Here is a 24,786-nt window from a genome sequence, read left to right as displayed (position 1 = left end):
GCGCCGCACCCGGGCGGCGCGCCGCACCCAGGCGGCGTCCGCGTGACAAGCCCGGCCTGCGTGCCGCACCCACGCGGCGTGACACCATCCCTACGTGCTCGACATCGGTTACGCCCTCTCCCGCCGCTTCCCGGACCCGCCGCAGACGGACTACCGCCGCGCGGACGTCCACGCGCTGCGCCACGACCTGTTCTGCGGCGACGTGTACCTGGCCGACACCAAGGCCGACCGGGAGCTGTCCACAGCCTGGGGATGGGTGCCGGTGCTCGACTTCGCGTGGGCGCTGTGCGACATCGTCGAGCAGCTCGACCGCGACCCGCGCGGCAGCCGCAGCGCCACCCCCCAGTACGCGGACCTGGACTTCACGGAGTCCACCGACCGCATGCTGTTCGAGCGCCGCTTCGGCTGGGTCGACGTCGAGGCCGACTGGATGCCCGGCGACGAACCCCCGCTGACCTTCTCCCACGCGGAACTGCGCCGCGAGGCCCGCGACTTCCTGCACGACCTGATCGCCGACCTCGCGGACATGCACGAGGACCTCGCGGAGAACCCGGCGATCTGGGACCTCCAGGCCCGCTTCCCCCGCGTCCCCGACAACCGCTGAGCCCCGCTGAGCCCCGCTCGGGAACGGAACGCTCACCCCACCACCCGCACCCCCAACTGCGCCGCGAACGCCGGAGCCAGGTCGAAGAGCTGCGGCGGCGAGATCACGGCGCCGCCCAGCCGGTCCACCCCCCGCGCGACACCGAGCTCCGCCGCGTCCCGCAGGTCGACGTCCGTCATCGTCACCCCCGTCAGGTCCGCCCCCTTCAGCACGCACCCGGGAAACTCCACCCGCTCCAGGCGCGCACCGCCGAAGTCCGGCTCCACCAGCACACAGCCGTCGAAGACGACGTCCTTCAGCCGCGCCTTGCGCAGGTTCAGGTAATCGATCTTCCCGCCCCTGATGACGACCCGTTCGAGCACGGCCCCGTGCAGCTGCACCCCGCCGAGCCGCGCGTCCGTCACCTCCACGTCCCGCAGCGTCGCCTCCGCGAGATCCGTGCCGACGCCTCTGATCCCGGTCAGCGCCGAGTCCAGGATCCGCGCCCGCCGCAACCCCGCGTCGTCGAAGCCGCAGGCCCGGACCGCGCAGTCCATGAACCGCGCCCCGGCCCCGTCCTGGCCCGCGAAGTCCGCCCCGTCGAACTCGATACCGTCGTAGTCCCCGTCCGGCTCGAGGCGGCCGCCCTCCTCCCACGGCACCAGCGGGGGCAGCCGCACCTCCGCCCGCCGCGCCCTCTTCACCTTCGCCGCCCCGCCACTCCTGTCCGCTGCCATGCCCCCATGCTGCCCTCCCCCACTGACAACGCCCGGGGACCGGCCGCCCGCCCTTGACCTCAACCAAGCTTGAGGTCGAACACTGGCGTCCGGACCACCCGCGCACCCCTCACCACCCAGTCAGCCAAGGGAGCAGCCGTGCACGCCATCCGCCTCCACGCCTTCGGCCCCGCCGAGAACCTGACCTACGAGAAGACCGACGACCCCGAGCCCGGCCCCGGCCAGGTCCGCATCGCCGTCGAGGCCGCGGGCGTGCACCTCCTCGACACCGCCATCCGCAGCGGCGTACAAGGCCCGCTCCCCCGCCTCCCCGACCTGCCGACCATCCCCGGCCGCGAAGTCGCGGGCACCGTCGAAGCACTCGGCCCGGACACCGACCCGGCCTGGCTGGGCCGCAAGGTCGTCTCCCACCTCGGCTTCGCCCCGGGCGGATACGCCGAACTCGCCGTCACGGACGCCGGCCGGCTCCACGACATCCCGGCCCGGCTGGACGCCGCCCAGGCCGTAGCCATGATCGGCACCGGCCGCACCGCCCTCGGCATCCTCAACTTCACCGAGACCACCCCCGACACCGTCGCGATCGTCCCCGCGGCGGCGGGCGGCATCGGCACCCTCCTCGTCCAGTACGTCAAGCACGCGGGCGGCACGGTCATCGGCCTGGCCGGCGGCCCGGCGAAGACAGCGCAGGTCGCGGCCAACGGCGCGGACCTCGCCCTCGACTACAAGGACCCCGACTGGACGACACGGGCAGCCGACTTCCTCGTCCACCTCGGCCGCAAAGCCACCGTCCTCCACGACGGTGTCGGCGGCCCCGCCGCCACCGCCGCCCTCGACCTGCTCGGCCCGGGCGGCCACCACCTCATCTTCGGCTGGTCCGGCCAGGGCATCGGCGCCGACAGCGGCCCGCACCTCCTCGACGAGACCGAACGCGCCCGGCGCGGCATCGTCCAGGAAGAGGTCCTCGGCCAGGCGATGATGCGCAAGGCGGGCGGCGACAACCCCGTCCGCACCCTGGAACTCGCCGCCCTCGACCTGGCGGCCCGCGGCGTCCTCACCCCCGCCGTCCACCGCTTCCCGCTCGCGCAGGCGGCGGCGGCACATCACGCCCTGGAGACACGCGGCACGACGGGCAAGGTGGTCCTGGAACCCTGAATCGCCAGGAAGCCATGCTCAGGAAGTCGTGGAAGGTCATCCCCCGAGCTTGTCGAGCGCCTCCCCCGTCAGCCGGTACACGCTCCACTCGTCCTGCGGGCGCGCCCCGAGCGCGCGGTAGAACGCGATGGACGGCTCGTTCCAGTTCAGGACGGACCACTCCAGGCGCCCGTACCCGCGCTCCACACAGATCCGCGCCAACTCGGTGAGCAGCGCCTTCCCGTGCCCGCCGCCCCGCGCGCCCGGACGCACGTACAGGTCCTCCAGGTAGATCCCGTGCACCCCGCGCCACGTGGAGAAGTTCAGGAACCACAGCGCGAACCCGACCGGCTCCCCGCTCCCGTCGTCCTCGGCGATGTGCGCGAACGCCGCCGGACGCGCACCGAACAGCGCCTCGTGCAGTTGCTCCTCGGTCGCCACCGCCTCGTCGAGGCAGCGCTCGTACTCGGCGAGTTCACGCACCATGGCGTGGATGACGGACACATCGGCGGGGGCGGCGGTTCGAATCATGCGCGCAGGCTAACGGCTGCCGTCCACAGCGGTTCAGCCGCCCAGCAACCGCCCGGCGATCTCCAGATCGTCCGCCGACAGCGCACGCCCGTCCGCGACGTCCCACAACGCGTTCTGCAGCACCCGCCCCAGCGTCCACGCCCGCGCCCGCCCCCGGTCGAGGCCGAGCACGTCCGTCATCGCGTCGAACCGCCAGAGCACCTCGTCCGGCTCGAACCGGTTGTCGAGCGCGGGCCACAGATCGAACCCCGGGTCCCCGGCCAGCGGCTTCGGGTCGATGGCGAGCCAGGGCTCCCGCTCGCTCGCGAGGACGTTCTCGAAGTGCAGGTCCCAGTGGAGCAGCCGGTCCCCCACGGGCTCGGCCGCGACCTCCCGCAGCGCCGCCGCGCAGGACGCGATCACCGCCCGCCGCCCCGGATCGGAGATCCTCGGCAGCGCCGCCGGCACGTCCGCGAGCATCCGCGCCGCGATGTCGTCCAGACGCCGCACCCCCTCGGGCGCGGGCCCCGCCGTCAGCCGCGCGAGCAGCCCGGCGATCACGAGAACGGCCTTCCGAGAATCCTCGACGGTGCTCAACATCCGCCCGGCGTCGAGCCGTTCGAGCAGCATCGTGCCCGTACGGGCGTCATGGTCGAGAAGCCGGACCGCCCCGTCGCCGTCCCACACCCGCAGCGCGACCGGCTCGCCCTCGGTCTCCTCGTCGAGCAGCTGGAACTTGGCGACCGCGGGCACCCCGTCCGCCCGCCGCACCACCGGCAGCACCAGCGCCGCGACCCCGTGCATCGGCGCCCCGTCGAGCCGCAGCCCCCACCGCTCGACGAACTCCTCCACCAGCGCGGGCAGCGCCGCGACGAACGCGCGGCCCGCCTCCCCCGCGTACTCCGCCTGCGACCGTGCGAGCCCCTCCGGAATGTCGATCACCCGGCCGACCCTACCCGCGTGCCTGAATCGACCATGCGCCTTTTCCTCCGCCGCGCAGGGACCCACGTCGGGTCGTACATCCGCCGCGCCCCCTGCACATACCTCTGGCTGACCGCGCTCTTCCTCACCACCCTCGCCGCGCACCACATGAACCCGCACTCCGAGCACGACTTCCTGCGCCAGCGCTCGACCAACCTGCACGAGCTCGCGACGCACCCCGTCCGCGTCCTCGTCTCCTCCGCCCTGTGGACCGACGGCAGCTGGTGGCCGTACGCCGTCCTCTACACCGTCTTCCACGCCCAGGCCGAACGCTGGCTCTCCACCCCGCGCTGGCTCGTCGTCGTCGCCGCCGCGCACATCCTGGCCACCCTCATCAGCGAAGGCGCCCTGCTCTGGGCCATCGGCTCCGGCCACGCCCCCGTCTCGGCCGTCAACACCGTGGACATCGGCGTCAGTTACGCCCTGGCGGGCAGCATCGGCGTTCTCACGTACCGCATCGCACCCCCGTGGCGCCACGTGTACCTGGCCGCGACCCTCCTCGTCTACGCCGCCCCGCTCGCCGTCGCCCGCACCTTCACCGACCTCGGCCACCTCACCGCCCTCCTGATCGGCCTCGCCTGCCGGCCCCTCACGCGGGGTCGCGCCCAACCCCTGCCGCGAACCCGTGCCGCGCAGTAACGTCCACCGCCATGAGCAGCGCGAACAGCATCGGCAGCGGCGCGGCGGGCCCCGCCAACGGCGGCATATCGTTCTGGTACGCGGACGACGGCCTGCCCGCCCCCCGCGAGCCCCTCACCGGCGACGCCACCGCCGACGTCGTCATCGTCGGCGGCGGCTACACGGGCCTGTGGACGGCGTACTACCTGAAGAAGGCCGCCCCCTTCCTCCGCATCACCGTCCTTGAACAGAAGTTCTGCGGCTACGGCGCCTCCGGCCGCAACGGCGGCTGGCTCTACAACGGCATCGCCGGCCGCGACCGCTACGCCGCCCTCCACGGCCACGACGCCGCCGTCCGCCTCCAGCAGGCCATGAACGCCACGGTGACCGAGGTCGTCGACGTGGCCCGGACGGAAGCCATCGACGCGGACATCCACCAGGGCGGCGTCCTGGAAGTGGCCTGCACCCCCGCCCAGTTGGCGCGTCTGAAGTCCTTCCACGCCACGGAGCTCTCGTACGGCGAGAAGGACCGCACCCTGCACGGCGCCCGCGAGACCACCGACCGCGTCCGCGTCGCCGGCGCGGTCGGCTCCACCTGGACCCCGCACGGCGCCCGCCTGCACCCGGTGAAGCTCCTGAAGGGCCTGGCCAGGACGGTAGAAGCCCTCGGCGTCACCCTCCACGAATCAACCCCGGTCATCGAGATCAAGCCCAAACACGCGGTCACCCCCTACGGCACCGTCCGCGCCCCCTACATCCTGCGCTGCACGGAGGGCTTCACCGCGTCCCTCAAGGGCCACCGCCGCTCCTGGCTGCCCATGAACTCCTCCATGATCGCCACGGCCCCCCTCACCCCCGCCCAGTGGGAATCCATCGGCTGGGAAGGCCGCGAGACCCTCGGCGACATGGCCCACGCCTACCTCTACGCCCAGCGCACAGCGGACGGCCGCATCGCCCTCGGCGGCCGGGGCCACCCCTACCGCTACGCCTCCCGCACCGACACCGACGGCCGCACGCACCCGGCGACGGTCGCCTCCCTGACCCAGCTCCTCACCCACCTCTTCCCCCAGCTGACCGGAGTCCCTGTCACCCACACCTGGTCCGGCGTCCTGGGCGTCCCCCGCGACTGGTGCGCCACCGTCGCCCTGGACCGCTCGACCGGCCTCGGCTGGGCAGGCGGCTACGTGGGCTCGGGCGTGGCCACGTCGAACCTGGCCGCCCGCACTCTGCGCGACCTCGTCCAGCAGGACTCGGGCCAGTCAGGACCCACCGACCTGACGACCCTCCCCTGGGTCAACCACAAGGTCCGCAAGTGGGAACCGGAACCCTTCCGCTGGCTCGGCGTCCACGGCCTCTACGCCACGTACCGCACAGCGGACCACCGCGAACGGACCACTCACACCGCGACCTCGTCCCGCCTGGCCAGAGCGGCCGACCGGATCACGGGCCGCCACTGACCGAACGAAAGGGCCCCGCTCCTCCGACCGAGGAGCGGGGCCCTTCCTGACCTGCGCGGAGCCCCCTGTCGGATTCGAACCGACGACCTACGCATTACAAGTGCGTTGCTCTGGCCATCTGAGCTAAGGAGGCAGCCCGAGCAGTGTAACCAACGCCGGAGCCCGCCCCGTCGAATATTTCGGCGAATCTCACAAGCTCAGGACTGCTGACAGATCGGCCACCTGCCAGGTACGGTCCGTTCAGTTCACCCACGTGGACTACACCAGTGCTTCATCCAGCGCTCCACCATGCTTCACGCCGCCGTGGCACGAGCCAGGGCGGCCCCGCCTTTACAACGGATCGTCCGGCACGTTCCTGCCGGTGAAGGGGGCTTCACAGCCATGGCATCTGTCACGTTCGACAAGGCGACCCGCGTGTACCCGGGTTCGACCAAGCCCGCCGTCGACGGCCTGGACATCGAGATCGAGGACGGCGAGTTCCTCGTCCTGGTCGGCCCGTCCGGCTGCGGCAAGTCGACCTCCCTGCGCATGCTCGCGGGTCTGGAGGACGTCAACGGCGGCGCCATCCGCATCGGCGACCGCGACGTCACGCACCTCCCGCCGAAGGACCGGGACATCGCCATGGTGTTCCAGAACTACGCGCTGTACCCGCACATGACCGTCGCCGACAACATGGGCTTCGCGCTCAAGATCGCCGGCGTCAACAAGGCGGAGATCCGGCAGAAGGTCGAGGAGGCCGCGAAGATCCTCGACCTGACCGAGTACCTGGACCGCAAGCCGAAGGCGCTCTCCGGTGGTCAGCGCCAGCGTGTCGCCATGGGCCGCGCCATCGTGCGTGAGCCCCAGGTGTTCCTCATGGACGAGCCGCTGTCGAACCTCGACGCCAAGCTCCGTGTGTCGACCCGTACGCAGATCGCCTCGCTCCAGCGCCGCCTCGGCATCACCACCGTGTACGTCACGCACGACCAGGTCGAGGCCATGACCATGGGCGACCGTGTGGCCGTGCTCAAGGACGGTCTGCTCCAGCAGGTCGACTCGCCGCGCAACATGTACGACCGCCCGGCCAACCTCTTCGTCGCCGGCTTCATCGGCTCCCCCGCCATGAACCTGGTCGAGGTCCCGATCACCGACGGCGGCGTGAAGTTCGGCAACTCGGTCGTCCCGGTCAACCGTGAGGCCCTCAAGGCCGCCGCCGACAAGGGCGACACCACGGTCACGGTCGGCGTCCGCCCCGAGCACTTCGACATCGTCGAGCACGGCGGCGAGGCCGCCAGGACCCTCACCAAGGACGCCACCGACGCCCCGGCGGGCCTCGCGGTCTCCGTGAACGTGGTGGAGGAGCTCGGCGCCGACGGCTACGTCTACGGTGCCGCGCAGGTCGGCGGCGAGCACAAGGACCTGGTCGTCCGTGTCAACGGCCGCCAGGTGCCGGAGAAGGGCGCGCAGCTGCACGTCGTCCCGCGTCCGGGCGAGACCCACGTCTTCTCGACCTCGACGGGCGAGCGTCTCTCCGACTGAGCCACCGCACGACACACGACCGAAGGGCCCCGCGCTACCCGCGCGGGGCTCTTCCCATGCCTCCGCAAGCCTCCGCACCCCTGCGGTGTCGACAAATTCCCCGGCAAGTAGGACATATAGGCCAGTGGCGTCAACGCGTAAGCAAAGAAACCTAGTTACCCGTCCCTCGGTCGAGTGACGAAATGTCGCCAAATCATCACTGACCGCTACGCTCACTCGCGTGACGCACTCCGCTGACTACACCCAGAAGCCGCGCCGAGCCCGGGGCCAGGGCCCCGCCCGCCGCGCCGCCCGCACGCTCGCGTTCGTCCTGCCGGTGATGCTGGTGCTCTCCGGGACCCTCGCGGTCACCCGAGTCAACTGGTCCGGGAACGACGCGGACTCCATCCTCACGGCTTCCTCACAGGATGTCTCCGCCCGCGCCAAGTCGCGCGCCCCGCAGGACGTCCTGCGCGACCGGCTCCTCCAGGAGCTCCAGGAGGACAACCCCGGCATCGCGCTGACCCATCTCCAGCAGGAGGTCGACCGGCGCCCGTCGCTCGCCAAGCACTGCATGTCGATCGCGAAGGCCCTCGGCCGCGCGGCGGTGCAGGCCTACGGCCCGGCGCGCGCCCAGTCGTACGCCCGCCCGGTCTGTGACACCTCCTTCGCCTCGGGGGTGGCCGGGTTCCGGGCCTGAGCCATCTGCCGTCCGCAGCCCCGGCGGGCCGTGCGCACGTACAGTTCCGGTCATGACGACCGTTGAACCGTCCGCGCACGGCCCGCACTCTCTTGCCCACCGCCCCACCCAGGCCGTCGTCCTCGCGGGGGGCCAGGGCTCGCGGCTGCGCCCGTACACCGACGACCGGCCGAAGCCGATGGTGGAGATCCCGGGCACGGGGACGCCGATCATCGGGCACCAGCTGGCCTGGCTCGCCGAGGAGGGCGTCACGGACGCCGTGGTGTCGTGCGGGCACCTCGCCGAAGTCCTCCAGGAGTGGCTCGCGCGGGCGGACCTGCCGCTGCGCGTCACGACCGTCGTCGAGAAGGAGCCGCTCGGCCGGGGCGGCGGCCTGAAGTTCGCGGCCCGGCACCTGCCGCACCAGGACCGGCCCTGGTACGCGACGAACGGTGACATCTGGACCCGCTTCTCGCTGCGCGACATGGCCGACTTCCACCACGAGCGCGAGGCCACGGCGACGCTCGCCCTCGCCCGGCCGCGCATCCCGTGGGGCGCCGTCGAGACGGACACGTTCGGCCACATCACGGACTTCGTCGAGGCCCCGCCGTCGCCGTACCTGATCAACGCGGGCCTGTACGTCCTCTCCCCCGAGTTCGCCTCGCTGCTCCCCGACACCGGCGACCACGAGCGCACCACGTTCCCGCGCCTGGCCCGCGCCAAGCGCCTCGCCGGTTTCCCGATCCCGCAGGGCGCGTACTGGCGGGCGATCGACACGGCGAAGGACCTCAGCGAGGCGGCGAAGGAGCTCAAGGCGCTCACCCGCTGACACCTGCGAGTACGAGGACGGGGCCCCGCACGATGGTCGTGCGGGGCCCCGTCTTCGTACGGGCGGAGAGGAACGGGTCAGCCGAGGAGGCCGCCCACCAGCCTGCCGCCTCCGCCGTTGCCGCCGCCGCCTTGCTCGGGGGCGCCGCCGCCTCCGCCGGAGGAGGACGCGCCGCCGTCGGACGTGCTGCCGCCCTCGCCGCCGGACGTGCCACCGGCGCTCGCGGCCGGGCCCGCCGTCGTGCTGGCCGGGGGCTGCTGCGGGGTCGTCTGGCGGGGCGGGGCCTGGCCGGCCGTGGCGCCCTGCGTCGGCGTGGTCGTCGTGCCGCTGACCGTGCCGGACTCGCGCGTGGCGCCCGGCGAACTGGCCGCGCCGGACGGGCTCGCGGTGGTGCCGCCCTGCGCCGGGGAGCTCGACGAGGCCGACGGGGACTGCGAGTGGCGCTGCTTGGCGCCCGGGGTGGACGGGAGCGGGGAGCCCGGCAGCTCGTTGCGCGGGGCGTCGCCGGGCCCGGGGGCCGTGACGCGGTCGGCGTCGCGGACGGCGCTGCCGAGCAGGGAGCCGACGAGCAGCGTGGAGCCGATGACGAGGGTGGCGATGACGGTGCCCCGGCGCAGCACGTAGCGGCGCAGGTCCCACAGGGCGGTGCGGGGTCCGAGGCGCCGCCAGGCACCGGCGGCGAGACGCCCGTCGACCGAGTAGACCGGGGCGCCCGCGATGATCAGCGGGGACCAGGCGGCGAGGTAGATGATGTCGGGCGCGTCGTAGGCGGGGACGGTCTTCCAGCTCACGGTGAGCAGGAGCGCGGCGGAGAGCAGCGCGCCGAACACGGCGGCGATCCGCTGCCACAGGCCGAGGACGGTGAGGACACCGACGATGACCTGGGCGAAGGCGATGACGAGCCCGGCGCCGACGGGGTGCTGGAGCGCCCAGTCGCGCATGGGTTCGGCGAGCGCCCACGGGTGCAGCGAGTTCAGCCACTTGACCATGGAGCCGCGCTCGCCGCCGTCGAAGTAGACGGGGTCGCAGAGCTTGCCCATGCCCGCGTAGATGGAGATGAAGCCGAGGAAGACGCGGAGCGGGAGCAGGACGACGCCGAGGTTCATCCGGCGGCCGGGGTAGTAGGCGTGCCGGACGGGACCGTAGCGCCGGGCGGCGGTGGTCTCGTCCGGTGTCTCCTCGCCGCCGCGGGAGCCGCCGGGGCCGCCTGGGCCGTCGAACTCCTCGTCCCCGTACGAGAACTGCTGGAGTTCGCCGGTGTCCTCGAAGGCCGCGCCGGACTGGCGCATCTGCGGCAGGATCCGGGTGCCGGGGCCGCCGCCCTGGCGGCCGATGACGACGGGCGTCTCCTCGGTCGGCTCGCCCGCGTACATCTCGTCGGCGAGATCGCGGTCCATGTCGACGCGCGGGATGACCTGTGTGGCACCACCGTCGTCGGGCTCGCCCACGCGGCGCGCGGACTGCAGCAGGCCGCTGGCGGCGAGGTCCTGGGCGCCGCGCATGACGACGGGGCGGCGCCGGGCGCCGGGCGTGCCGGCGCCGGTGATGACGGGGATACGGGTGGTCGACGCTTCGGCTCCGGCCATCCCCACGGCGTCCAAGTGCCGTGCGATGCGCGGGAGTTGCGTCTGCTGCGCCCTGGGGAGCTGCACGCGGAAACTCGCGTGGTTGACGATGACCTGCGCCGGGTCGCACGGAACCTTCACCATGCTCAGCGCGGGAGCGTCGTCGTAGCCCGACGAGCGGTCCCCCGAGGGTGTGCGGGGCGTTCTGGTGTCCACACTCATCTAACCGAGTGATGTGTGTTTAGGACACTGCCTTGACCGCACCGAAATGTCCGGGCCCCGTCAAACCTGTAACGCGCCTCGTCAGAGGGGGCGGGACCCGGACCGTGCGCGCCGGTCAGGCGCGGCGGCGCGCCGCCTCGTACAGCACGACACCGGCGGCGACACCGGCGTTCAGCGACTCGGCGCCGCCCGGCATCGGGATGCGGACGCGGAAGTCGCAGGTCTCGCCGACGAGCCGGGACAGGCCCTTGCCCTCGCTGCCGACCACGATGACGACGGGCCCGGAGAGCGCTTCGAGGTCGCCGACCTCGCGGTCGCCGTCGGCGGCGAGGCCCACGATCGCGACGCCCGCCTTCTTGTACTGCTCCAGGGCGCGGGTCAGGTTGGTCGCGCGGGCCACGGGCGTACGGGCGGCGGTACCGGCCGACGTCTTCCACGCACCGGCGGTCATCCCGGCCGCCCGGCGCTCGGGCACGACCACGCCGTGGCCGCCGAACGCGGAGACGGAGCGGACGACGGCGCCGAGGTTGCGCGGGTCGGTGACGCCGTCGAGGGCGACGATCAGCGGGTCCTCGCCCTGGTCGAAGGCGGCGGCGACGAGGTCCTCCGGGTGCGCGTACTCGTACGGCGGGACCTGGAGGACGAGGCCCTGGTGGTTGAGGCCGTTGGTCATGCGGTCCAGCTCGGGGCGCGGGGCCTCCATGAGGTGGATGCCGCCGCGCTCACCGGCGAGCTGCAGCGCCTCGCGCACGCGCTCGTCGTTGTCGATGAACTGCTGGACGTAGAGCGTGGAGGCGGGCACGCCGCCGCGCAGCGCCTCCACGACCGGGTTGCGGCCGACGACCATCTCGGACGCCGACTTGCCGCGCGGGCCGCCGGTGCGGCTGGTGGGACGGCGGGCGGCCTGCTTGGCCGCCGCGTTGGCGATCCGGTTCTTCTTGTGGCCCTTGCGCGCCTCGGCGGGCGGGGTGGGGCCCTTGCCCTCCAGGCCCTTGCGCCGCTGGCCGCCACTGCCGACCTGCGCGCCCTTCTTGCCGGACATGCGGCGGTTGTTGTTGGCGGCCATGACCTACCTGTCTCTGCGTGAGTGTTCAGTGCGTGTACGTCTATGAAGTGTGCCGCCCGACGGCGCGGGCGGCACATTCAGGGGTCTCAGCGGGGGCCGAGGCTCCAGCGCGGCCCGCTCGGGCCGTCCTCGATGACGAGCCCGGACTGGCCGAGCTGATCGCGGATGGCGTCGGCGGTGGCCCAGTCCTTGCGGGCGCGGGCCGACTCACGCTGGTCGAGCACGAGGCGGACGAGCGTGTCGACGACGCCGTGCAGGTCCTCGCCGCGGTCGCTCTCCCCGGCCCAGTGCGGGTCGAGCGGGTCGAGGCCGAGGACGCCGAGCATGGCGCGGACCTCGGCGAGGCGGGCCACGGCGGCTTCCTTGTCGTCGGCGGCGAGCGCCGAGTTCCCCTGCCGGACGGCGGTGTGCACGATGGCGAGCGCCTGCGGCACCCCGAGGTCGTCGTCCATGGCCTCGGCGAACGCGGGCGGCACCTCGTCCGCCGGGTCCACGACGCCGCCCGCCTTCTCGGCGACGCGCTGGATGAACCCCTCGATGCGGGCGAACGCGGACTCGGCCTCGCGCAGCGCGTCCTCGCTGTACTCGATGGTCGAGCGGTAGTGCGGGGTGCCCAGGTAGTACCGGAGCACGATGGGCCGCCAGTGCTTGACCATCTCGGCGACGAGGACGCTGTTGCCCAGCGACTTCGACATCTTCTCGCCGGCCATGGTGACCCAGGAGTTGTGCACCCAGTACCGGGCGAACTCGTCCCCGTACGCCTTGGCCTGCGCGATCTCGTTCTCGTGGTGCGGGAAGATCAGGTCGATGCCGCCACCGTGGATGTCGAAGGCGGAGCCCAGGTACTTGTGGGCCATCGCCGAGCACTCCAGGTGCCAGCCGGGCCGGCCGCGGCCCCACGGCGTCTCCCAGCTGGGCTCGCCCTCCTTGGCCGCCTTCCACATGGCGAAGTCGCGGGAGTCGCGCTTGCCGGTGACGCCGTCCTCCGGGGGCTGGCGCAGGCCGTCGATGTCCTGGTTGGACAGCTGGAGGTAGCCGGGGAAGGAGCGGACGTCGAAGTAGACGTTCCCGTCGGCCTCGTAGGCGTGGCCGCGCTCGATGAGGCCGCGCATCATCTCGACCATCTCGGTGACATGGCCGGTGGCGCGCGGCTCGTAGGTGGGCGGCAGGCAACCGAGGGCGGTGTACGCGTCGTTGAACGCCCGCTCGTTCTCGTACCCGATCGACCACCAGGGGCGGTTCTGCTCGGCCGCCTTCTTGATGATCTTGTCGTCGATGTCCGTCACGTTCCGCACAAACGTCACGTCATAGCCGCGGTACGTGAACCAGCGGCGCATGATGTCGAAGTTCAGGCCCGAGCGGATGTGCCCGATGTGCGGGGCCGCCTGCACGGTGGCGCCACACAGGTAGATCGAGACGCAGCCCGGCGTGAGCGGGGAGAAGTCACGAGTCTGCCGGGCGCTGGTGTCGTACAGGCGAATAGTCACCCCTCCAGGGTAGTGGGCCCGGAGGGGTGCCAGGGGCCCGACGGTGTCACAGGCTGTGTCATCGCCCCGACCGGGGCGACGACGAAGGCTCCTACAGGCCGCCGACGACTTTGCGGGCCCGGACGCGGACGACGACCCGCTCGCCGTCCTGGGCGGAGGCCGGGTTGAACTCCGCGTACTTCTTGCCGGTGTACTTGACGGACAGCTCGTCGATGAGTTCCTGGCCGCCCTCGGTGGTGATCTCGGCGGTGCCGCGGATCTCGGCGTACGTGTACGGGTTGTCGGCGGGCTGGACCAGGACCGTCACGCGCGGGTCGCGGCGCAGGTTCCGCTCCTTGCGGCGGTCGACGGTCGTGGAGAAGAGGACGTCGTCGCCGTCGCGCTTGACCCAGACCGGGGAGACCTGCGGGCTGCCGTCGGGCTGGATCGTGGCGACGTTGATGAAGACCTTGGTGTCGAGCAGCGCCTTCAGCTCCTCGGACAGCTGGGCGGACATGGCCTCACTCCTCTTTTTCTGCTTGCCCGGCCCTCTGCCGGGCCGGCGACGGGTGTCGTGTACCCGATCCTGCGCCAACACCGTGCGGCTGGGCGGCATTTACGTGACTGGAGTGCCCCGGGGTCACAAGTCGGCCGATTCCCGCCGCCGCCAGCGGCACCGCCGCGAGCGCCGTCCACAGGGCGGGGGCGGGCAGCGAGAGCAGCGCGCCCGTGGCCGCGCTGCCGCCCAGGACCGCGAGCCCGGAGACGGAGGAGAGGGCGCCGGTGGCCAGGCCGAGGTGGCGCGCGTCGACGAGATCGGGGACGAGGCCGCGCGCGGCGGGCACGAGCAGCATCTGGCCGAGAGTGAGCAGGACGACGAGGACCCCGGCCGGGAGGTACACGTACGCGCCCCGCCCCGGCAGCCAGGCGACCGCCAGGAATCCGAGGGCTACGAGGACGAGTCCGGCGGTGAGCGCGGTGCGCGGGGCGAGCCTCGCCGCCGACCAGCGCGTGACCGGCAGCTGCGCCCCGACGACGAGCAGCGAGGACAGCGCGAACAGCACGCCGACCCCGTCCTGGGAGCCGGTGGCGCGGGTCAGCTCGACGGGGAGGGCGAGGTAGAGCTGGTTGTAGGCGATGAGGTAGCCGCTGTAGGCGAGGCAGAGGGCCAGGAAGCGGGGGCGGGCGAAGACCTGGCGGAGGGCTCCGCCGGTCTGTCCGGTGCGGGGTGCTGCCGTGCCGGGTGCCGCCGTGCGGTCCGGCTTTCTGCCAGGCATCAGACGGGCGTGGCCGATCAGTACCGCCACGAAGACGCAGGCGCCCGCCAGGCACGCCGCCCGGAAGCTCACGAAGAGCAGGGCCGTGCCGAGCAGCGGGCCGAGGAAGGCGCCCGCCTGGCCCGCGGCCGAGAACAGGCCGAGGATCTGGGCGCGGGGGGTGCCGGTGGCCCGTTCGTGCGCGACCGCCTCGCGGGCCGTCTCCGACTCGACCGCCGGGGAGAACAGCGCGGCGGCGAACCCGACGAGGACGACTGCCGCGATGACGGTCCCTGTGCGGTCGGCGAAGGCCAGCCAGGTGAACCCGGCGATGCGGAGGGTGCAGCCTGCCAGCACGACCGGGCGCGGGCCGTAGCGGTCTGTCAGCGCGCCGCCGATCATGAACAGGCCCTGCTGGCTGAAGGTGCGCAGGCCCAGGACCAGGCCCACCGCCCAGCCGGCCAGGGCGAGGCTGTCGGTGAGGTGGGCCGCGAGGTAGGGGAGGACGGCGTAGAAGCCGATGTTGAAGGCGAGCTGAGTTGTGGTGAGCAGGCGGATATAGCGCGGGGTGTCGCGAAGGTGGAGGCAGCTTGCTCTCACGGGAGACTCGCCGTGGCCGGTTCCGTTGTTCGCCGGGTGCGGTCTCGTCGTGGCTGGTCGCGCCGTTCCCCGCGCCCCTGGGGGGTTGTACTGGACGCCAGTGCCAAGCAGGCGCCCACGCACGCCAGTGCCAGGGCCGGGGCCAGTACTGACCACGGGGCCCGTTCCGCGTACGGGAGGTTCTCCATCAGGAGGCGGCCCCACTCCGGCGTGGGCGGCTGGGTGCCGAGGCCCAGGAAGCTGAGGGAGGCCAGGGCCAGGGTCGTGGGGGCCAGGCGGAGCGTCGCGTGGCGGGCCACCTGGGGGAGGACGCCGGTCAGGACGTGGTGGCGGAGGATGTGCCAGCGGCCCGCACCGTGCACAAGGGCCGCTTCCACGTGGCCGGAGGCCCGTTCCGTCTCGGCCAGGGCCGCCGTGTGCGCGGCGAGCGGCGCCCAGCCGACCGCCGCGACGGCGACCGCCGCCCCCGTCAGGCCCGCGCCGAAGACGCCGGTGACCAGGAGCCCGGCGAGGATCGCGGGCATGGCGTTGGCGACCTCGGTCAGGCCCCTGGTCCAGCGGGCGAGGCCGAGCGCGACGCCGATGACGAAGCACGCCGCGCAGACCGCCGCCGCGACCGCCAGGGTGCGGAGCGCCCCGTGGCCGAGCCGGGCCAGCACGTCGCGGCCCAGTGCGTCCGTGCCGAACGGGTGCGCTGCGGAGGGCGGAGCCAGGCGCGCCGCGAGGTCGACGTGGAGGGCGTCCCGGGTGAGGCCCCAGACGATCACCGCGAGGAGTACGGCGGCCAGGGCTCCGGCCGCGTAGAGGCGTGCGCGTCCGCCGCCGGTCGGCCGGGCCAGGCCGGGGAGCGCGCCCGCCTTGAGCGCGGGCCCGAGCAGCCATCGGCGAAGGAGTCCGACGGTCACGGCCGCCGCCACGCCCAGCACGAGCAGGACGAGAAGGCAGCCCTGGAGGAGCGGCAGGTCGAGGTCGAGCGCGGCGGCGACCGCCGTCCCGCCGAGTCCGGGGATCGCGAAGACCGCCTCGACGGCCGCCGCCGCGCCGGTCAGCCCCACGACGGTGAGCCCGGCCTGCGGGAGTACGGCGGGCAGGGCGCGGCGCGCCGCGTGCCGGGCGATGCGGGACCGTGGCATGCCGCTGGCCCGCCAGGTCCGCACCCAGGGTTCGGCGAACGCGGCGGGCAGCGCGTCCTGCGCGAGGCGTCCGAGGACCGCCCCGGCGGGGATGCCGAGCGCGAGCGCGGGCAGCACGGCGGAGACGGGCGACTGCCAGCCCTGCGCGGGGAACCAGCCGAGCCGCACAGCGAACAGCGTCGCCAGGACGGAGGCGAGGAGGAACTCGGGGAGCGCGGCGAGCACTCCCGCGCCGACCCCGCTCGGCGGCCGGGTGCGGGTGGTCCCCCGCCACAGCGTCGGCAGGCACAGGGCGACGGCCAGGGCGACGGCGACCACCATCGCGTAGGCCATGAGCGAGAGGGAGACCCCGAAGGCGGCGCCCACGTCCGCGCCGACGTCGGCGCCGGTCACCCAGGAGGAGCCGAGATCGCCGTGGACCAGGTCCCGTACCCACTGGCCCAGGAACGTGAAGGGGCCCTCGCCGAGGCCGAGCTGGTCGCGCACCTCGGCGAGCTGTCGCGGGGTCGTGGGCGCGTCGCCGTACCGCGCGTGCAGGACGGTGAGCGCCGGGTCGGTGCGGGTCAGCCAGGGCAGCAGCGCGGTGAGCAGGAGCAGTCCGCCCGCCGCTGCCACGCGCCCGGCGACGACGCTCGCGTTCTTCATGCGGCGCGGGTCTCCAGACCGACGAACTGTCGCTCATAGGGGTCGAGGACGGTTCCGCGCACCCCGGCGCCGACGCCCTGGAGGTGCTCCTCGTGGACGACGGGCACGGCCGCGTCGGTGCGCAGGATCGCGGCCTCGGCGGCGAGCACGGCCCGCTGCCGGGCGGTGTCGTCGAGCGCGGCGGCCTTGCGCACGGCGGCGTCGACGGCCGGGTCGCCGAGCTGGGAGATGTTGAAGCTGCCGCCGCTGGTGAAGTCGGAGGCCAGGTACGAGACCGGATCGCCGGTGTCGAGCGCGGTGGAGCGGGACATCAGGAACGCGTCGTAGTCGCCGTCGAGCGCCCCGGACTCCAGGCGCGCGTAGTCCTTGACGACGAGCCGGACGTCGAACCCGGCCCGCCCGAGCTGCTGCTGGAGCGCGGCGGCGACTTCCGGAAGCTCGGCCCGGTTGGTGTAGGTGGCGAGGGTGAGGCGCTGCCCGCGCGGCTTCGCCGCCTTCGCGCGCCCGGTGACGGGGAGCTGCTTGCCGTCGGCCCAGGCGAACCCGGGGCCGAGCAGCCCGGTGGCGCGCTCGGCGTAGCCCTCGTACACGCTCTTGGCCAGCGCGGACGTGTCGGCGCTCGCGCGCACGGCGGCGCGCAGACCGGGATCGGCGAGCGGCCCCTTCCGCGTGTTCAGGTACAGGGTGGTGGTGCGGACGGTGGCGACCTTGCGGGCCCTGCCGCCGAGGACGAGCGCCTGCGCGGCGGGGACGAACTCGGCGAGCTCGATCTGTCCGGAGCGCAGGGCGTTGGCGCGGGCGTTGTTGTCGGCGACGAAGGTCACGTCGATCCCGCGCGCCGCCGCCTTGCCGCGCCAGTGCCCGTCGAAGCGGTCGAGGGTGGCGGAGACGGCGCCGTTCAAGTGGGTGAGGGTGAAGGGCCCGGTGGCGTGCCCGATCGGATCGACCTCCGCGTCCTTGGAGGAACCCTTCCCGTACGCGGCCGGGGAGAAGACCGCCAAGGACGGGTTGGCGAGCCGCGCGGGCAGCAGGGGATCGCCGGTCCCGGTCGTGATCCGTACGGTCCGCTCCCCCGCCGCCGCCACCGTCAGCTCCACATCGCTCAGCACGCGCGGCTTCACCTTCGCCCGCCCGGCGGCCCGCAGCGCCCCCACGACGGCGTCGGCGGTGACCGGCCGCCCGTCCTGGAACCGGGCCTCCCGCAGCGTGAACTCCCAGGTCGTGGCGTTCGTACGGGTCCATTTCGCGGCCAGCGCGGGATGGATCACGCCGTCGGTGTCCATCCGCGTGAGCCCGTCGACGACCGCGAGCCGGCTGAGCAGCAGCCCGTCGTCGCCGTACGGGGACAGGCCCTGCGTCGGCGCGAAGGCGAGGTCGACGGCGATCCGGCCGCCCCGCGCGGTCCCGGTGAAAGAGCCGCAGGCACTGGTCAGCCCCGCCCCGGCCGCCGCGAGGAGGAAGCCGCGGCGGCGCATCACCGGGCGGGGACGGTTACGGGGGCGGGCAGCGGCAGTTCGAAGTGGACGATGCCCTGTCCGCCGCCGGGCAGCTCCCGCTCGTCGCAGACCTCGTGCGCGAGGGAGCGCCAGAACGGTTCGGCGCCGGGCACGGCCGGGTCGGTGTGCAGGTAGAGCCGCTCGTAGCCGCCCACCGTGGCGACGAATCCGGTCAGCTCGCGGACGAGGGCGCGGGCGAGGCCGTTGCGGCGGTGGGCGGGGCGTACGTAGATGCGGCACAGCTGGGCGGTGGAGCCGGAGGGGAAGCGGTCGGCGACCCAGCGCGGGTTCGGCGGCGAGGCGGGCCCGCGGTCGCGCACCGCGCCGGTGGCGACGATCTCGCCGCTCGCCGTGTGCTCGGCGACGAGCAGGGTGCAGCGCTCGGGGCGCAGATAAGCGCCGGCGGGGTCGATGATGTCGGCGTGCCAGCGCGGCACGTACCCGGAGCGCAGGTCGCGGTAGACGGTGTCCAGCATGACGGCGCGGGCTCCGTCCACGTCGCCGTCACCGGCCGCGCGGATCTCGTACTCACCCATTGCCTGACACTGCCTTCACCACGACCATCCCGGACCAGCACGGTCACCACGACCGGGCACCTGCCCGACCATGCTAACTGCAAGGGATGTGCAGTAAGCCGCCCGGCCCTAGCTGACCTGCGCCTTCACCACGAGCGCCGTCGCGATGGCCATGAGTCCCTCGTCCCGTCCGGGGAACCCGAGCCCGTCCGTCGTCGCCCCCGAGACGGAGACCGGCGCCCCGGCGGCCTCGGAGAGCACCTTCTGCGCCTCGTCGCGCCGCTTGCCGATCTTGGGCCGCGCGCCGACGACCTGCACGGCCACGTTCCCGATGACGAACCCGGCGTCCCGCACGATCCGCGCCGCCTCGGTCAGCAGCGTGAGACCACTGGCCCCCGACCACTCCGGGCGGCCGGTGCCGAAGTGCCGGCCGAGGTCGCCGAGCCCGGCGGCCGAGAACAGCGCGTTGCACGCGGCGTGCGCGACGACGTCGGCGTCGGAGTGCCCGGCGAGACCGGGACCCTCGCCCTCCCACTTCAGCCCGGCGCACCACAGCTCGCGCCCGTCCTCGAAGGCGTGGATGTCGGTCCCGATGCCGACCTGCGGCAGCACGACCTGCGGGGGGAGGTGGTGTTCAGAACCCATCGTTGGCCCTCCTGCGGGCGAGCACGGCCTCGGCGAGCACCAGGTCGAGCGGCCGGGTCACCTTGAACGCCTCTTCGTGGCCGGGCACCAGCACGACCTGGAGGCCGAGCTTCTCGACCATCCCGGCGCAGTCGGTGACGTCGTCCGTGACGGTCTCGTGGGCGCGGACGAGCGTGGCGTGCTCGAAGCCCTGCGGCGTCTGCACGGCGCGCAGCCGGGCCCGCGGCGGTGTGGCGACGACCGGCTCGGGCGATCCGTCCGCGGTCGGCACGACCTCCTTCACCGTGTCGGTGAGCGGCAGCGCCGGGACGACGGCGGGCGCTCCGTCGCGCACGGCCTCGATGACCGCGTCGACGGTGTCGACCGGGACGAGCGGCCGGGCCGCGTCGTGCACGAGCACGATGTCGATACCGGCGGGCAGCGCGTCGAGCCCGAGCTTGACGGACTCCTGGCGCGTCTCACCGCCGGGCACGACCACGAAGTCGGTCCTCTCGGGGAGCGCGTGGTCGGCGAGGAGCGTCTTCACCTCGGCGGCGCCGTCCGGCGGCGCGACGACCACGACGAGGGAGACGGAGCGGGACGCCGCCATCGCGCGGACGGCGTGGATCAGCATCGGGGTGCCGTTCAGCGCGCGGAGCGCTTTGGGGGCGCCAGGACCGAGGCGTACGCCCCGTCCGGCGGCCGGAATCACGGCCGCGGTGCGGGCGCCGCCGGCGACGGGACGCGTTTCGTCAGACATCGCTTCCGTTCAGGTTTGTACGCTCGGGGGTGGTGGGTATGGCCACATCGTGTCGGGCGCGACTTCTTGACCGGACCCTTCCGTGACACTGGTCGAGCCAGCTGTCCGGGCCCGGCACACCCACAAAAACACAGATGGGTACGAACATGCCGCAGCGCCCGGCGACACCATCAGGGTCATCGGGCACCACGGCATTGTTCTACGCGACGGCTGTGCCTGATCAGGCTGCGCGGAAAACTCCGCGGGTCGATCAGGCGGCGCGTATCAGGACGCGAGAACCTCGTCGAGCAGGGCCTCGGCCTTGTCCTCGTTCGTGTTCTCCGCGAGAGCGAGCTCGCTCACCAGGATCTGGCGAGCCTTGGCGAGCATGCGCTTCTCACCCGCGGACAGTCCGCGCTCGCGCTCACGACGCCACAGGTCACGGACGACTTCCGCGACCTTGATGACATCGCCAGAGGCGAGCTTCTCCAGGTTTGCCTTGTAACGGCGCGACCAGTTCGTGGGCTCCTCGGCATACGGCGCGCGCAGTACCTCGAAGACCCGGTCGAGCCCGTCCTGACCGACCACATCACGCACGCCGACGAACTCCGCATTGTCCGCTGGCACACGTACCGTCAGGTCGCCCTGGGCGACCTTCAGCACCAAGTAGGTCTTGTCCACGCCTTTGATCTGGCGAGTTTCGATAGCCTCGATCAGCGCGGCCCCGTGATGGGGATAGACCACGGTGTCGCCAACCTTGAACGTCATGTGACAGGTACCCCTTCCGTGGCTATCCAGGGTAACACGGAAACGGCGGGTTCTGAATGGCGTTTTCGCAGGTCAGGGCATATCTCGGGGCTTGACAACAACAACAGGAACGTGCTGCGGAGGGGTAGCGGAGCACGGTATTCGCAGGTCGGAGGTGCTCTCCGGCGGGCCCGAAACGTCCGCGTCACAGACGCCGGAACAGGGTCAGGAGGGGAGGAACGTCCCGTTTTGTGTAGTTCGAAGCGTCGAAGTTCCGCTACTCCGTTCGGGGTCGCGGTGGTCCGTTCGAGCCGAATCCCTTCCGGAACCCTTCGAGAACCCCGCGATCCCGGGAATTGATCTACGTCACTCCGCCGGCAATCCACGGGATTTCCGCCGTCGGATGATCGTTTTTCCGAACCGCCATGCATTCCTTACCGGAAATCCCCACGCGCGAGCGCACAAGAGCGCACTACGGCGCGCGGAAGGTTATGTGAATGGCGAACGGGGCGCGCGGGGAGGCGGCGGCCGATGCGGCTGACCGGGGGCGCGTGCGAGGCCCGGGGGCACGTAGGGGCGGGTCGGGTGCGGCGACCCGGGAACGGCTCGGTAGCCTAAGGCCGCTGACAGTCCCTTAGGACGGCTTTACACCCCTGCTGCCAGTGCTGCTGTGCTACCAGGGGGGCCGTCCGCTTCGCCCACGTTCAAGGAGATGCCGCCGCCGTGAGCAGCAGCCTTCGACGCGGCGCCCTCGCCGCCGCCGCCATCGCGTTCTCGATCGCCTCGCTCGCCGCGTGCGGTGCCGGCAACAACGCCCAGACACTGCAGATCAAGCCGGACAACGCCGAGACCTCGGTCGGCGACATCAAGATCCAGAACGCCACCGTCATCACACAGCCGGACCGCACGTCCGAGGGCCCCGCCGTCCTCAACGTCACGCTGTTCAACAACGGCTCGACCGACGAGACCCTCGACTCGGTCAAGCTGGACGGCGTCTCCGAGGCCGCCAAGCTGACCGGCGCCAAGGGCGGCTCGAAGATCACGGTCCCGGCCGGCGGCTCGGTCGTCCTCGGCGGCAAGGACAACGCCTCCGCCGAGCTGCCCAACAGCGACGCCGCGATCCTCGACGGCAACGCGCAGCTGATCACATTCGGCTTCAGCAAGACCGGCGACGTCAAGATCCGCGGCTTCGTCGTGCCCGCCGAGAGCTACTTCGAGAAGTGGGGCCCGAGCAAGGCGCCCGCCACGCCGAAGGAGGGCGCGAAGCCGTCCACGTCGGCGTCCTCGTCGGCCTCCTCCTCGGCGGAGACCGGCGGCTCGCCGGCGGCCGGCGCGTCGAACTCCGCGTCCCCGTCGGGCGCGGCCTCCGGCAATGCCTCCGCCGACGAGCAGACGGAGTCGTCCGGCCACTGAGGTCGCTGCGGCCACTGAGGTCGCTGCGGCCACTGAGCCGCGTATGGACGCACACGGCTGAGGGCGGGCCCCGGGGATCGGGGCCCGCCCTCAGCCATACGCGTACTCGGCGCCGGATCCGGCCTACGGCTCGAACTTGTAGCCGAGGCCGCGCACCGTCACCAGGTAGCGCGGGGCGCCCGGGTCCGGCTCGATCTTGGCGCGCAGCCGCTTCACGTGGACGTCCAGGGTCTTGGTGTCGCCGACGTAGTCCGCGCCCCAGACCCGGTCGATGAGCTGCATACGGGTCAGGACGCGCCCCGCGTTGCGCAGCAGCATTTCGAGCAGGTCGAACTCCTTGAGCGGCAGGTCGACCTTGGCACCGGCGACGGTGACGACGTGCCGGTCCACGTCCATCCGGACAGGGCCCGCCTCCAGCGCCTGCGGGGCGACCTCCTCGGGCTCGCCGCGGCGGCGCAGGACGGCGCGGATGCGGGCGACCAGCTCGCGCGAGGAGAAGGGCTTGGTGACATAGTCGTCGGCTCCTATCTCCAGGCCGACGACCTTGTCGATCTCGCTGTCCTTGGCGGTCACCATGATGACCGGCACGTTCGAGCGGCCGCGCAGCTGGCGGCAGACCTCGGTGCCGGGCAGGCCGGGCAGCATCAGGTCGAGCAGGACGAGGTCGGCGCCGTTGCGCTCGAACTCGTCCAGGCCGTCGGGCCCGGTGGCCGCGATGGCGACCTCGAACCCCTCCTTGCGGAGCATGTAGGACAGGGCGTCGGAGAAGGACTCCTCGTCCTCGACGACGAGCACTCGGGTCACGGAAGGACCTCCGGGGCGGCGGGGATGGATGCGTAGGCGGTGGTGGTGCGGTCGGGCCCGAATGCGTCGTCTTCGTCGCGTACGTCTCTGGGGCCGGAGGCAGCCGGTGTCTTGCGCGGGGCGCGGGTCGCGGCCGCTTCGGGCAGCCGCAGGGTGAACGTGGAGCCCTGCCCCTCCGAGCTCCACACGGTGACCTCCCCGCCGTGCGAGGCGGCCACGTGCTTGACGATGGCGAGGCCGAGGCCGGTGCCGCCGGTGGCACGGGAACGGGCCGGGTCGACGCGGTAGAAGCGCTCGAAGACGCGCTCCTTGTCCTTGTCGGATATGCCGATGCCCTGGTCGGTGACGGCGACCTCGATGAGATCGCCGCCCGGGGCGGCCACCCGGCGGGCGGCTATGCCCACGCGCGTGCGCGCGGGTGAGTAGTTGACCGCGTTCTCGACGAGGTTGCCGAGGGCGGCGGCGAGCTGACCGCGGTTGCCCCAGATCTGCAGGTCGGCGGTGCCGCCCGCGGCCATGGTGATCTGTTTGGTGGAGGCGGGCTGGCGGCAGCGGTCGATGGCCTCGGCGACGAGTTCGTCGACGCGGACCGGTTCGGCGTCCTCAAGCGGGTCGTCGTTCTGCACCCGGGAGAGGTCGATGAGCTCCTGGACGAGGTTGGTCAGGCGGGTCGCCTCGATCTGCATGCGGCCGGCGAACCGCTCGACGGCCTCGGGATCGTCGGAGGCGTCCATGACGGCCTCGGACAGCAGCGACAGAGCGCCGACCGGCGTCTTCAGCTCATGGCTCACATTGGCGACGAAGTCGCGCCGTACGGCCTCGATGCGCCGCGCCTCGGTCAGGTCCTCGACGAGCAGGAGCACCAGGCGGGAGCCGAGCGGGGCGACCCGCGCGGAGACCGCGAGGGCGTCGCCGCGCCCGGTGCCGCGCCGGGGCAGGTCCAGCTCGACCTGGCGTATCTCGCCGTCGCGCCGGGTGTCGCGGGCCATGAGCAGCATCGGCTCGACGGCCAGCTTCCCGCCCCGTACGAGACCGAGGGCGTACGCCGCCGAGCTGGCCTTGACCACGCTGTCCGCCTCGTCGAGGACGACAGCGGAGGAGCGCAGGACCGACAGCACGGTGTCGACGCCGGGCGGAAGGACCGGGTCCGTGTGCAGGGAGGTACGGGTGGGGCGTTTCTGTTCGCGTTCGCTCCAGCGGAACGCCAGCATGGCGATGACACCGGTACACACTCCGGCGATCGCTGCCGCTGCGGCGACCGCCGCGTTCACGTCCATGTCTTCAACGATATGCGGCCCGACCGGGTCCTCCACAGCCGTCCGGGTGGTCGCTCGAACACTCGTCGCCCAGAGTTCACCTTGGATACGGGGCCGGTTCACTTGGGATGCCGGATCCGGACGCGTACGGGCCCGAACGTGGGAGCGTGGGGCTGACGCGGCCCCGCGGAGCCCCACAGAGAGCCTCACGGAGAGA

The 24,786-nt window shown here is 72.5% G+C and carries 24 protein-coding genes and 1 tRNA gene; 8 read left to right on the top strand and 17 right to left on the bottom strand.

Going from position 1 to position 24,786, the window contains the following annotated elements:
- The first annotated feature begins 94 nt into the window (after window positions 1-94).
- The gene (locus N5I75_RS18620; RefSeq protein WP_476678919.1) at window positions 95-604 is read left to right on the top strand and encodes a hypothetical protein; all 510 of its coding nucleotides are present in this window, start codon (window positions 95-97) and stop codon (window positions 602-604) included.
- A 32-nt stretch (window positions 605-636) separates the two neighbouring features.
- On the opposite strand, the gene N5I75_RS18615 is transcribed toward N5I75_RS18620, so the two are convergent.
- Window positions 637-1,320, bottom strand: coding sequence for a pentapeptide repeat-containing protein (locus N5I75_RS18615; RefSeq protein WP_476678918.1), 684 nt, complete (start codon window positions 1,318-1,320; stop codon window positions 637-639).
- Between the two features lie 138 nt (window positions 1,321-1,458).
- Between N5I75_RS18615 and N5I75_RS18610 the strand changes: the two genes are divergently transcribed.
- A complete protein-coding gene (locus N5I75_RS18610; RefSeq protein ID WP_476678916.1) occupies window positions 1,459-2,472 on the top strand; it encodes a zinc-binding dehydrogenase in 1,014 nt (337 codons plus the stop codon).
- 36 nt (window positions 2,473-2,508) lie between these two features.
- Here N5I75_RS18610 and N5I75_RS18605 read toward each other — a convergent pair whose 3' ends face one another.
- Both N5I75_RS18605 and N5I75_RS18600 read right to left on the bottom strand, forming a co-directional pair.
- Window positions 2,509-2,982, bottom strand: a complete 474-nt coding sequence (locus N5I75_RS18605; protein ID WP_476678914.1) for an N-acetyltransferase family protein — start codon at window positions 2,980-2,982, stop codon at window positions 2,509-2,511.
- A 33-nt stretch (window positions 2,983-3,015) separates the two neighbouring features.
- A complete protein-coding gene (locus N5I75_RS18600; RefSeq protein WP_476678912.1) occupies window positions 3,016-3,903 on the bottom strand; it encodes an aminoglycoside phosphotransferase family protein in 888 nt (295 codons plus the stop codon).
- A 33-nt stretch (window positions 3,904-3,936) separates the two neighbouring features.
- Between N5I75_RS18600 and N5I75_RS18595 the strand changes: the two genes are divergently transcribed.
- Both N5I75_RS18595 and N5I75_RS18590 read left to right on the top strand, forming a co-directional pair.
- Window positions 3,937-4,581 carry a rhomboid-like protein gene (locus tag N5I75_RS18595; RefSeq protein ID WP_476679541.1) on the top strand — a complete coding sequence of 215 codons (645 nt, stop codon included), beginning with the start codon at window positions 3,937-3,939 and terminating at the stop codon, window positions 4,579-4,581.
- An 11-nt stretch (window positions 4,582-4,592) separates the two neighbouring features.
- A complete protein-coding gene (locus tag N5I75_RS18590; RefSeq protein ID WP_476678910.1) occupies window positions 4,593-6,017 on the top strand; it encodes an NAD(P)/FAD-dependent oxidoreductase in 1,425 nt (474 codons plus the stop codon).
- Window positions 6,018-6,076: 59 nt separating this feature from the next.
- Here the strand turns inward: N5I75_RS18590 and N5I75_RS18585 are convergent.
- Window positions 6,077-6,150, bottom strand: a tRNA-Thr gene (locus tag N5I75_RS18585).
- 248 nt (window positions 6,151-6,398) lie between these two features.
- On the opposite strand from N5I75_RS18585, the gene N5I75_RS18580 reads away from it, so the two are divergent.
- The 3 genes from N5I75_RS18580 to N5I75_RS18570 all read left to right on the top strand — a co-directional run bounded on the left by N5I75_RS18580 (window position 6,399) and on the right by N5I75_RS18570 (window position 9,022).
- The gene (locus N5I75_RS18580; protein WP_476678908.1) at window positions 6,399-7,535 is read left to right on the top strand and encodes an ABC transporter ATP-binding protein; all 1,137 of its coding nucleotides are present in this window, start codon (window positions 6,399-6,401) and stop codon (window positions 7,533-7,535) included.
- Window positions 7,536-7,755: 220 nt separating this feature from the next.
- Window positions 7,756-8,214 carry a hypothetical protein gene (locus N5I75_RS18575; protein ID WP_476678907.1) on the top strand — a complete coding sequence of 153 codons (459 nt, stop codon included), beginning with the start codon at window positions 7,756-7,758 and terminating at the stop codon, window positions 8,212-8,214.
- Between the two features lie 52 nt (window positions 8,215-8,266).
- Window positions 8,267-9,022 (top strand): nucleotidyltransferase family protein, encoded by a 756-nt coding sequence (locus tag N5I75_RS18570; RefSeq protein WP_476678905.1) that lies wholly within the window; start codon window positions 8,267-8,269, stop codon window positions 9,020-9,022.
- A gap of 77 nt (window positions 9,023-9,099) precedes the next feature.
- Here the strand turns inward: N5I75_RS18570 and N5I75_RS18565 are convergent, their stop codons facing one another.
- From N5I75_RS18565 to N5I75_RS18515, 11 genes are all read right to left on the bottom strand, one after another.
- On the bottom strand, window positions 9,100-10,803 hold the full coding sequence (locus N5I75_RS18565; RefSeq protein WP_476679540.1) for a DoxX family protein: 1,704 nt from the start codon (window positions 10,801-10,803) through the stop codon (window positions 9,100-9,102).
- Between the two features lie 121 nt (window positions 10,804-10,924).
- A complete protein-coding gene (rlmB, locus tag N5I75_RS18560) occupies window positions 10,925-11,875 on the bottom strand; it encodes a 23S rRNA (guanosine(2251)-2'-O)-methyltransferase RlmB (RefSeq protein WP_476678903.1) in 951 nt (316 codons plus the stop codon).
- 86 nt (window positions 11,876-11,961) lie between these two features.
- Window positions 11,962-13,362: a cysteine--tRNA ligase gene (cysS, locus tag N5I75_RS18555; RefSeq protein ID WP_476678902.1), complete on the bottom strand. Its 1,401-nt coding sequence runs from the start codon at window positions 13,360-13,362 to the stop codon at window positions 11,962-11,964.
- A gap of 91 nt (window positions 13,363-13,453) precedes the next feature.
- A complete protein-coding gene (locus N5I75_RS18550; protein WP_476678901.1) occupies window positions 13,454-13,858 on the bottom strand; it encodes a PPOX class F420-dependent oxidoreductase in 405 nt (134 codons plus the stop codon).
- Between the two features lie 4 nt (window positions 13,859-13,862).
- A complete protein-coding gene (locus tag N5I75_RS18545) occupies window positions 13,863-15,197 on the bottom strand; it encodes an MDR family MFS transporter (RefSeq protein ID WP_476678899.1) in 1,335 nt (444 codons plus the stop codon).
- The gene (locus tag N5I75_RS18540; RefSeq protein WP_476678897.1) at window positions 15,194-16,975 is read right to left on the bottom strand and encodes an ABC transporter permease subunit; all 1,782 of its coding nucleotides are present in this window, start codon (window positions 16,973-16,975) and stop codon (window positions 15,194-15,196) included. The genes N5I75_RS18545 and N5I75_RS18540 overlap by 4 nt, the downstream gene beginning before the upstream one ends.
- A complete protein-coding gene (locus N5I75_RS18535) occupies window positions 16,972-18,450 on the bottom strand; it encodes an ABC transporter substrate-binding protein (RefSeq protein WP_476679539.1) in 1,479 nt (492 codons plus the stop codon). The genes N5I75_RS18540 and N5I75_RS18535 overlap by 4 nt, the downstream gene beginning before the upstream one ends.
- Window positions 18,450-19,007: a GNAT family N-acetyltransferase gene (locus tag N5I75_RS18530; protein WP_476678895.1), complete on the bottom strand. Its 558-nt coding sequence runs from the start codon at window positions 19,005-19,007 to the stop codon at window positions 18,450-18,452. Before N5I75_RS18530 ends, N5I75_RS18535 begins: the two co-directional genes overlap by 1 nt.
- 108 nt (window positions 19,008-19,115) lie before the next feature.
- A complete protein-coding gene (ispF, locus tag N5I75_RS18525; protein ID WP_476678893.1) occupies window positions 19,116-19,631 on the bottom strand; it encodes a 2-C-methyl-D-erythritol 2,4-cyclodiphosphate synthase in 516 nt (171 codons plus the stop codon).
- A complete protein-coding gene (ispD, locus tag N5I75_RS18520; protein WP_476678891.1) occupies window positions 19,621-20,370 on the bottom strand; it encodes a 2-C-methyl-D-erythritol 4-phosphate cytidylyltransferase in 750 nt (249 codons plus the stop codon). The genes ispF and ispD overlap by 11 nt, the downstream gene beginning before the upstream one ends.
- A 264-nt stretch (window positions 20,371-20,634) precedes the next feature.
- Complete coding sequence (locus N5I75_RS18515) at window positions 20,635-21,117, bottom strand: CarD family transcriptional regulator (protein ID WP_003953493.1); 483 nt, start codon at window positions 21,115-21,117, stop codon at window positions 20,635-20,637.
- Between the two features lie 702 nt (window positions 21,118-21,819).
- Here N5I75_RS18515 and N5I75_RS18510 point away from each other — a divergent pair.
- Window positions 21,820-22,509 (top strand): DUF461 domain-containing protein, encoded by a 690-nt coding sequence (locus N5I75_RS18510; protein WP_476678889.1) that lies wholly within the window; start codon window positions 21,820-21,822, stop codon window positions 22,507-22,509.
- Between the two features lie 123 nt (window positions 22,510-22,632).
- On the opposite strand, the gene phoP is transcribed toward N5I75_RS18510, so the two are convergent.
- Both phoP and phoR read right to left on the bottom strand, forming a co-directional pair.
- Window positions 22,633-23,304 carry a two-component system response regulator PhoP gene (gene phoP / locus N5I75_RS18505; RefSeq protein WP_476679538.1) on the bottom strand — a complete coding sequence of 224 codons (672 nt, stop codon included), beginning with the start codon at window positions 23,302-23,304 and terminating at the stop codon, window positions 22,633-22,635.
- Window positions 23,305-23,309: 5 nt separating this feature from the next.
- Window positions 23,310-24,590 (bottom strand): two-component system sensor histidine kinase PhoR, encoded by a 1,281-nt coding sequence (phoR, locus tag N5I75_RS18500; RefSeq protein ID WP_476678887.1) that lies wholly within the window; start codon window positions 24,588-24,590, stop codon window positions 23,310-23,312.
- Window positions 24,591-24,786 lie beyond the last annotated feature (196 nt).

This window comes from Streptomyces sp. R818, assembly GCF_056172735.1.
The sequence above is the reverse complement of the archived record's forward strand: the minus strand, read 5'-3'. Positions and strand labels throughout refer to the sequence as shown.

Bases quoted from the DNA above. Each gene is read 5' to 3' on its own strand.
- N5I75_RS18615 (WP_476678918.1), bottom strand. From the start codon at position 1,320: ATGGCAGCGGACAGGAGTGGCGGGGCGGCGAAGGTGAAGAGGGCGCGG.
- N5I75_RS18605 (WP_476678914.1), bottom strand. From the start codon at position 2,982: ATGATTCGAACCGCCGCCCCCGCCGATGTGTCCGTCATCCACGCCATG.
- N5I75_RS18595 (WP_476679541.1), top strand. From the start codon at position 3,937: ATGCGCCTTTTCCTCCGCCGCGCAGGGACCCACGTCGGGTCGTACATC.
- N5I75_RS18590 (WP_476678910.1), top strand. From the start codon at position 4,593: ATGAGCAGCGCGAACAGCATCGGCAGCGGCGCGGCGGGCCCCGCCAAC.
- N5I75_RS18580 (WP_476678908.1), top strand. From the start codon at position 6,399: ATGGCATCTGTCACGTTCGACAAGGCGACCCGCGTGTACCCGGGTTCG.
- N5I75_RS18570 (WP_476678905.1), top strand. From the start codon at position 8,267: ATGACGACCGTTGAACCGTCCGCGCACGGCCCGCACTCTCTTGCCCAC.
- rlmB (WP_476678903.1), bottom strand. From the start codon at position 11,875: ATGGCCGCCAACAACAACCGCCGCATGTCCGGCAAGAAGGGCGCGCAG.
- N5I75_RS18550 (WP_476678901.1), bottom strand. From the start codon at position 13,858: ATGTCCGCCCAGCTGTCCGAGGAGCTGAAGGCGCTGCTCGACACCAAG.
- N5I75_RS18540 (WP_476678897.1), bottom strand. From the start codon at position 16,975: ATGAAGAACGCGAGCGTCGTCGCCGGGCGCGTGGCAGCGGCGGGCGGA.
- N5I75_RS18535 (WP_476679539.1), bottom strand. From the start codon at position 18,450: ATGCGCCGCCGCGGCTTCCTCCTCGCGGCGGCCGGGGCGGGGCTGACC.
- N5I75_RS18530 (WP_476678895.1), bottom strand. From the start codon at position 19,007: ATGGGTGAGTACGAGATCCGCGCGGCCGGTGACGGCGACGTGGACGGA.
- ispF (WP_476678893.1), bottom strand. From the start codon at position 19,631: ATGGGTTCTGAACACCACCTCCCCCCGCAGGTCGTGCTGCCGCAGGTC.
- ispD (WP_476678891.1), bottom strand. From the start codon at position 20,370: ATGTCTGACGAAACGCGTCCCGTCGCCGGCGGCGCCCGCACCGCGGCC.
- N5I75_RS18515 (WP_003953493.1), bottom strand. From the start codon at position 21,117: ATGACGTTCAAGGTTGGCGACACCGTGGTCTATCCCCATCACGGGGCC.
- phoR (WP_476678887.1), bottom strand. From the start codon at position 24,590: ATGGACGTGAACGCGGCGGTCGCCGCAGCGGCAGCGATCGCCGGAGTG.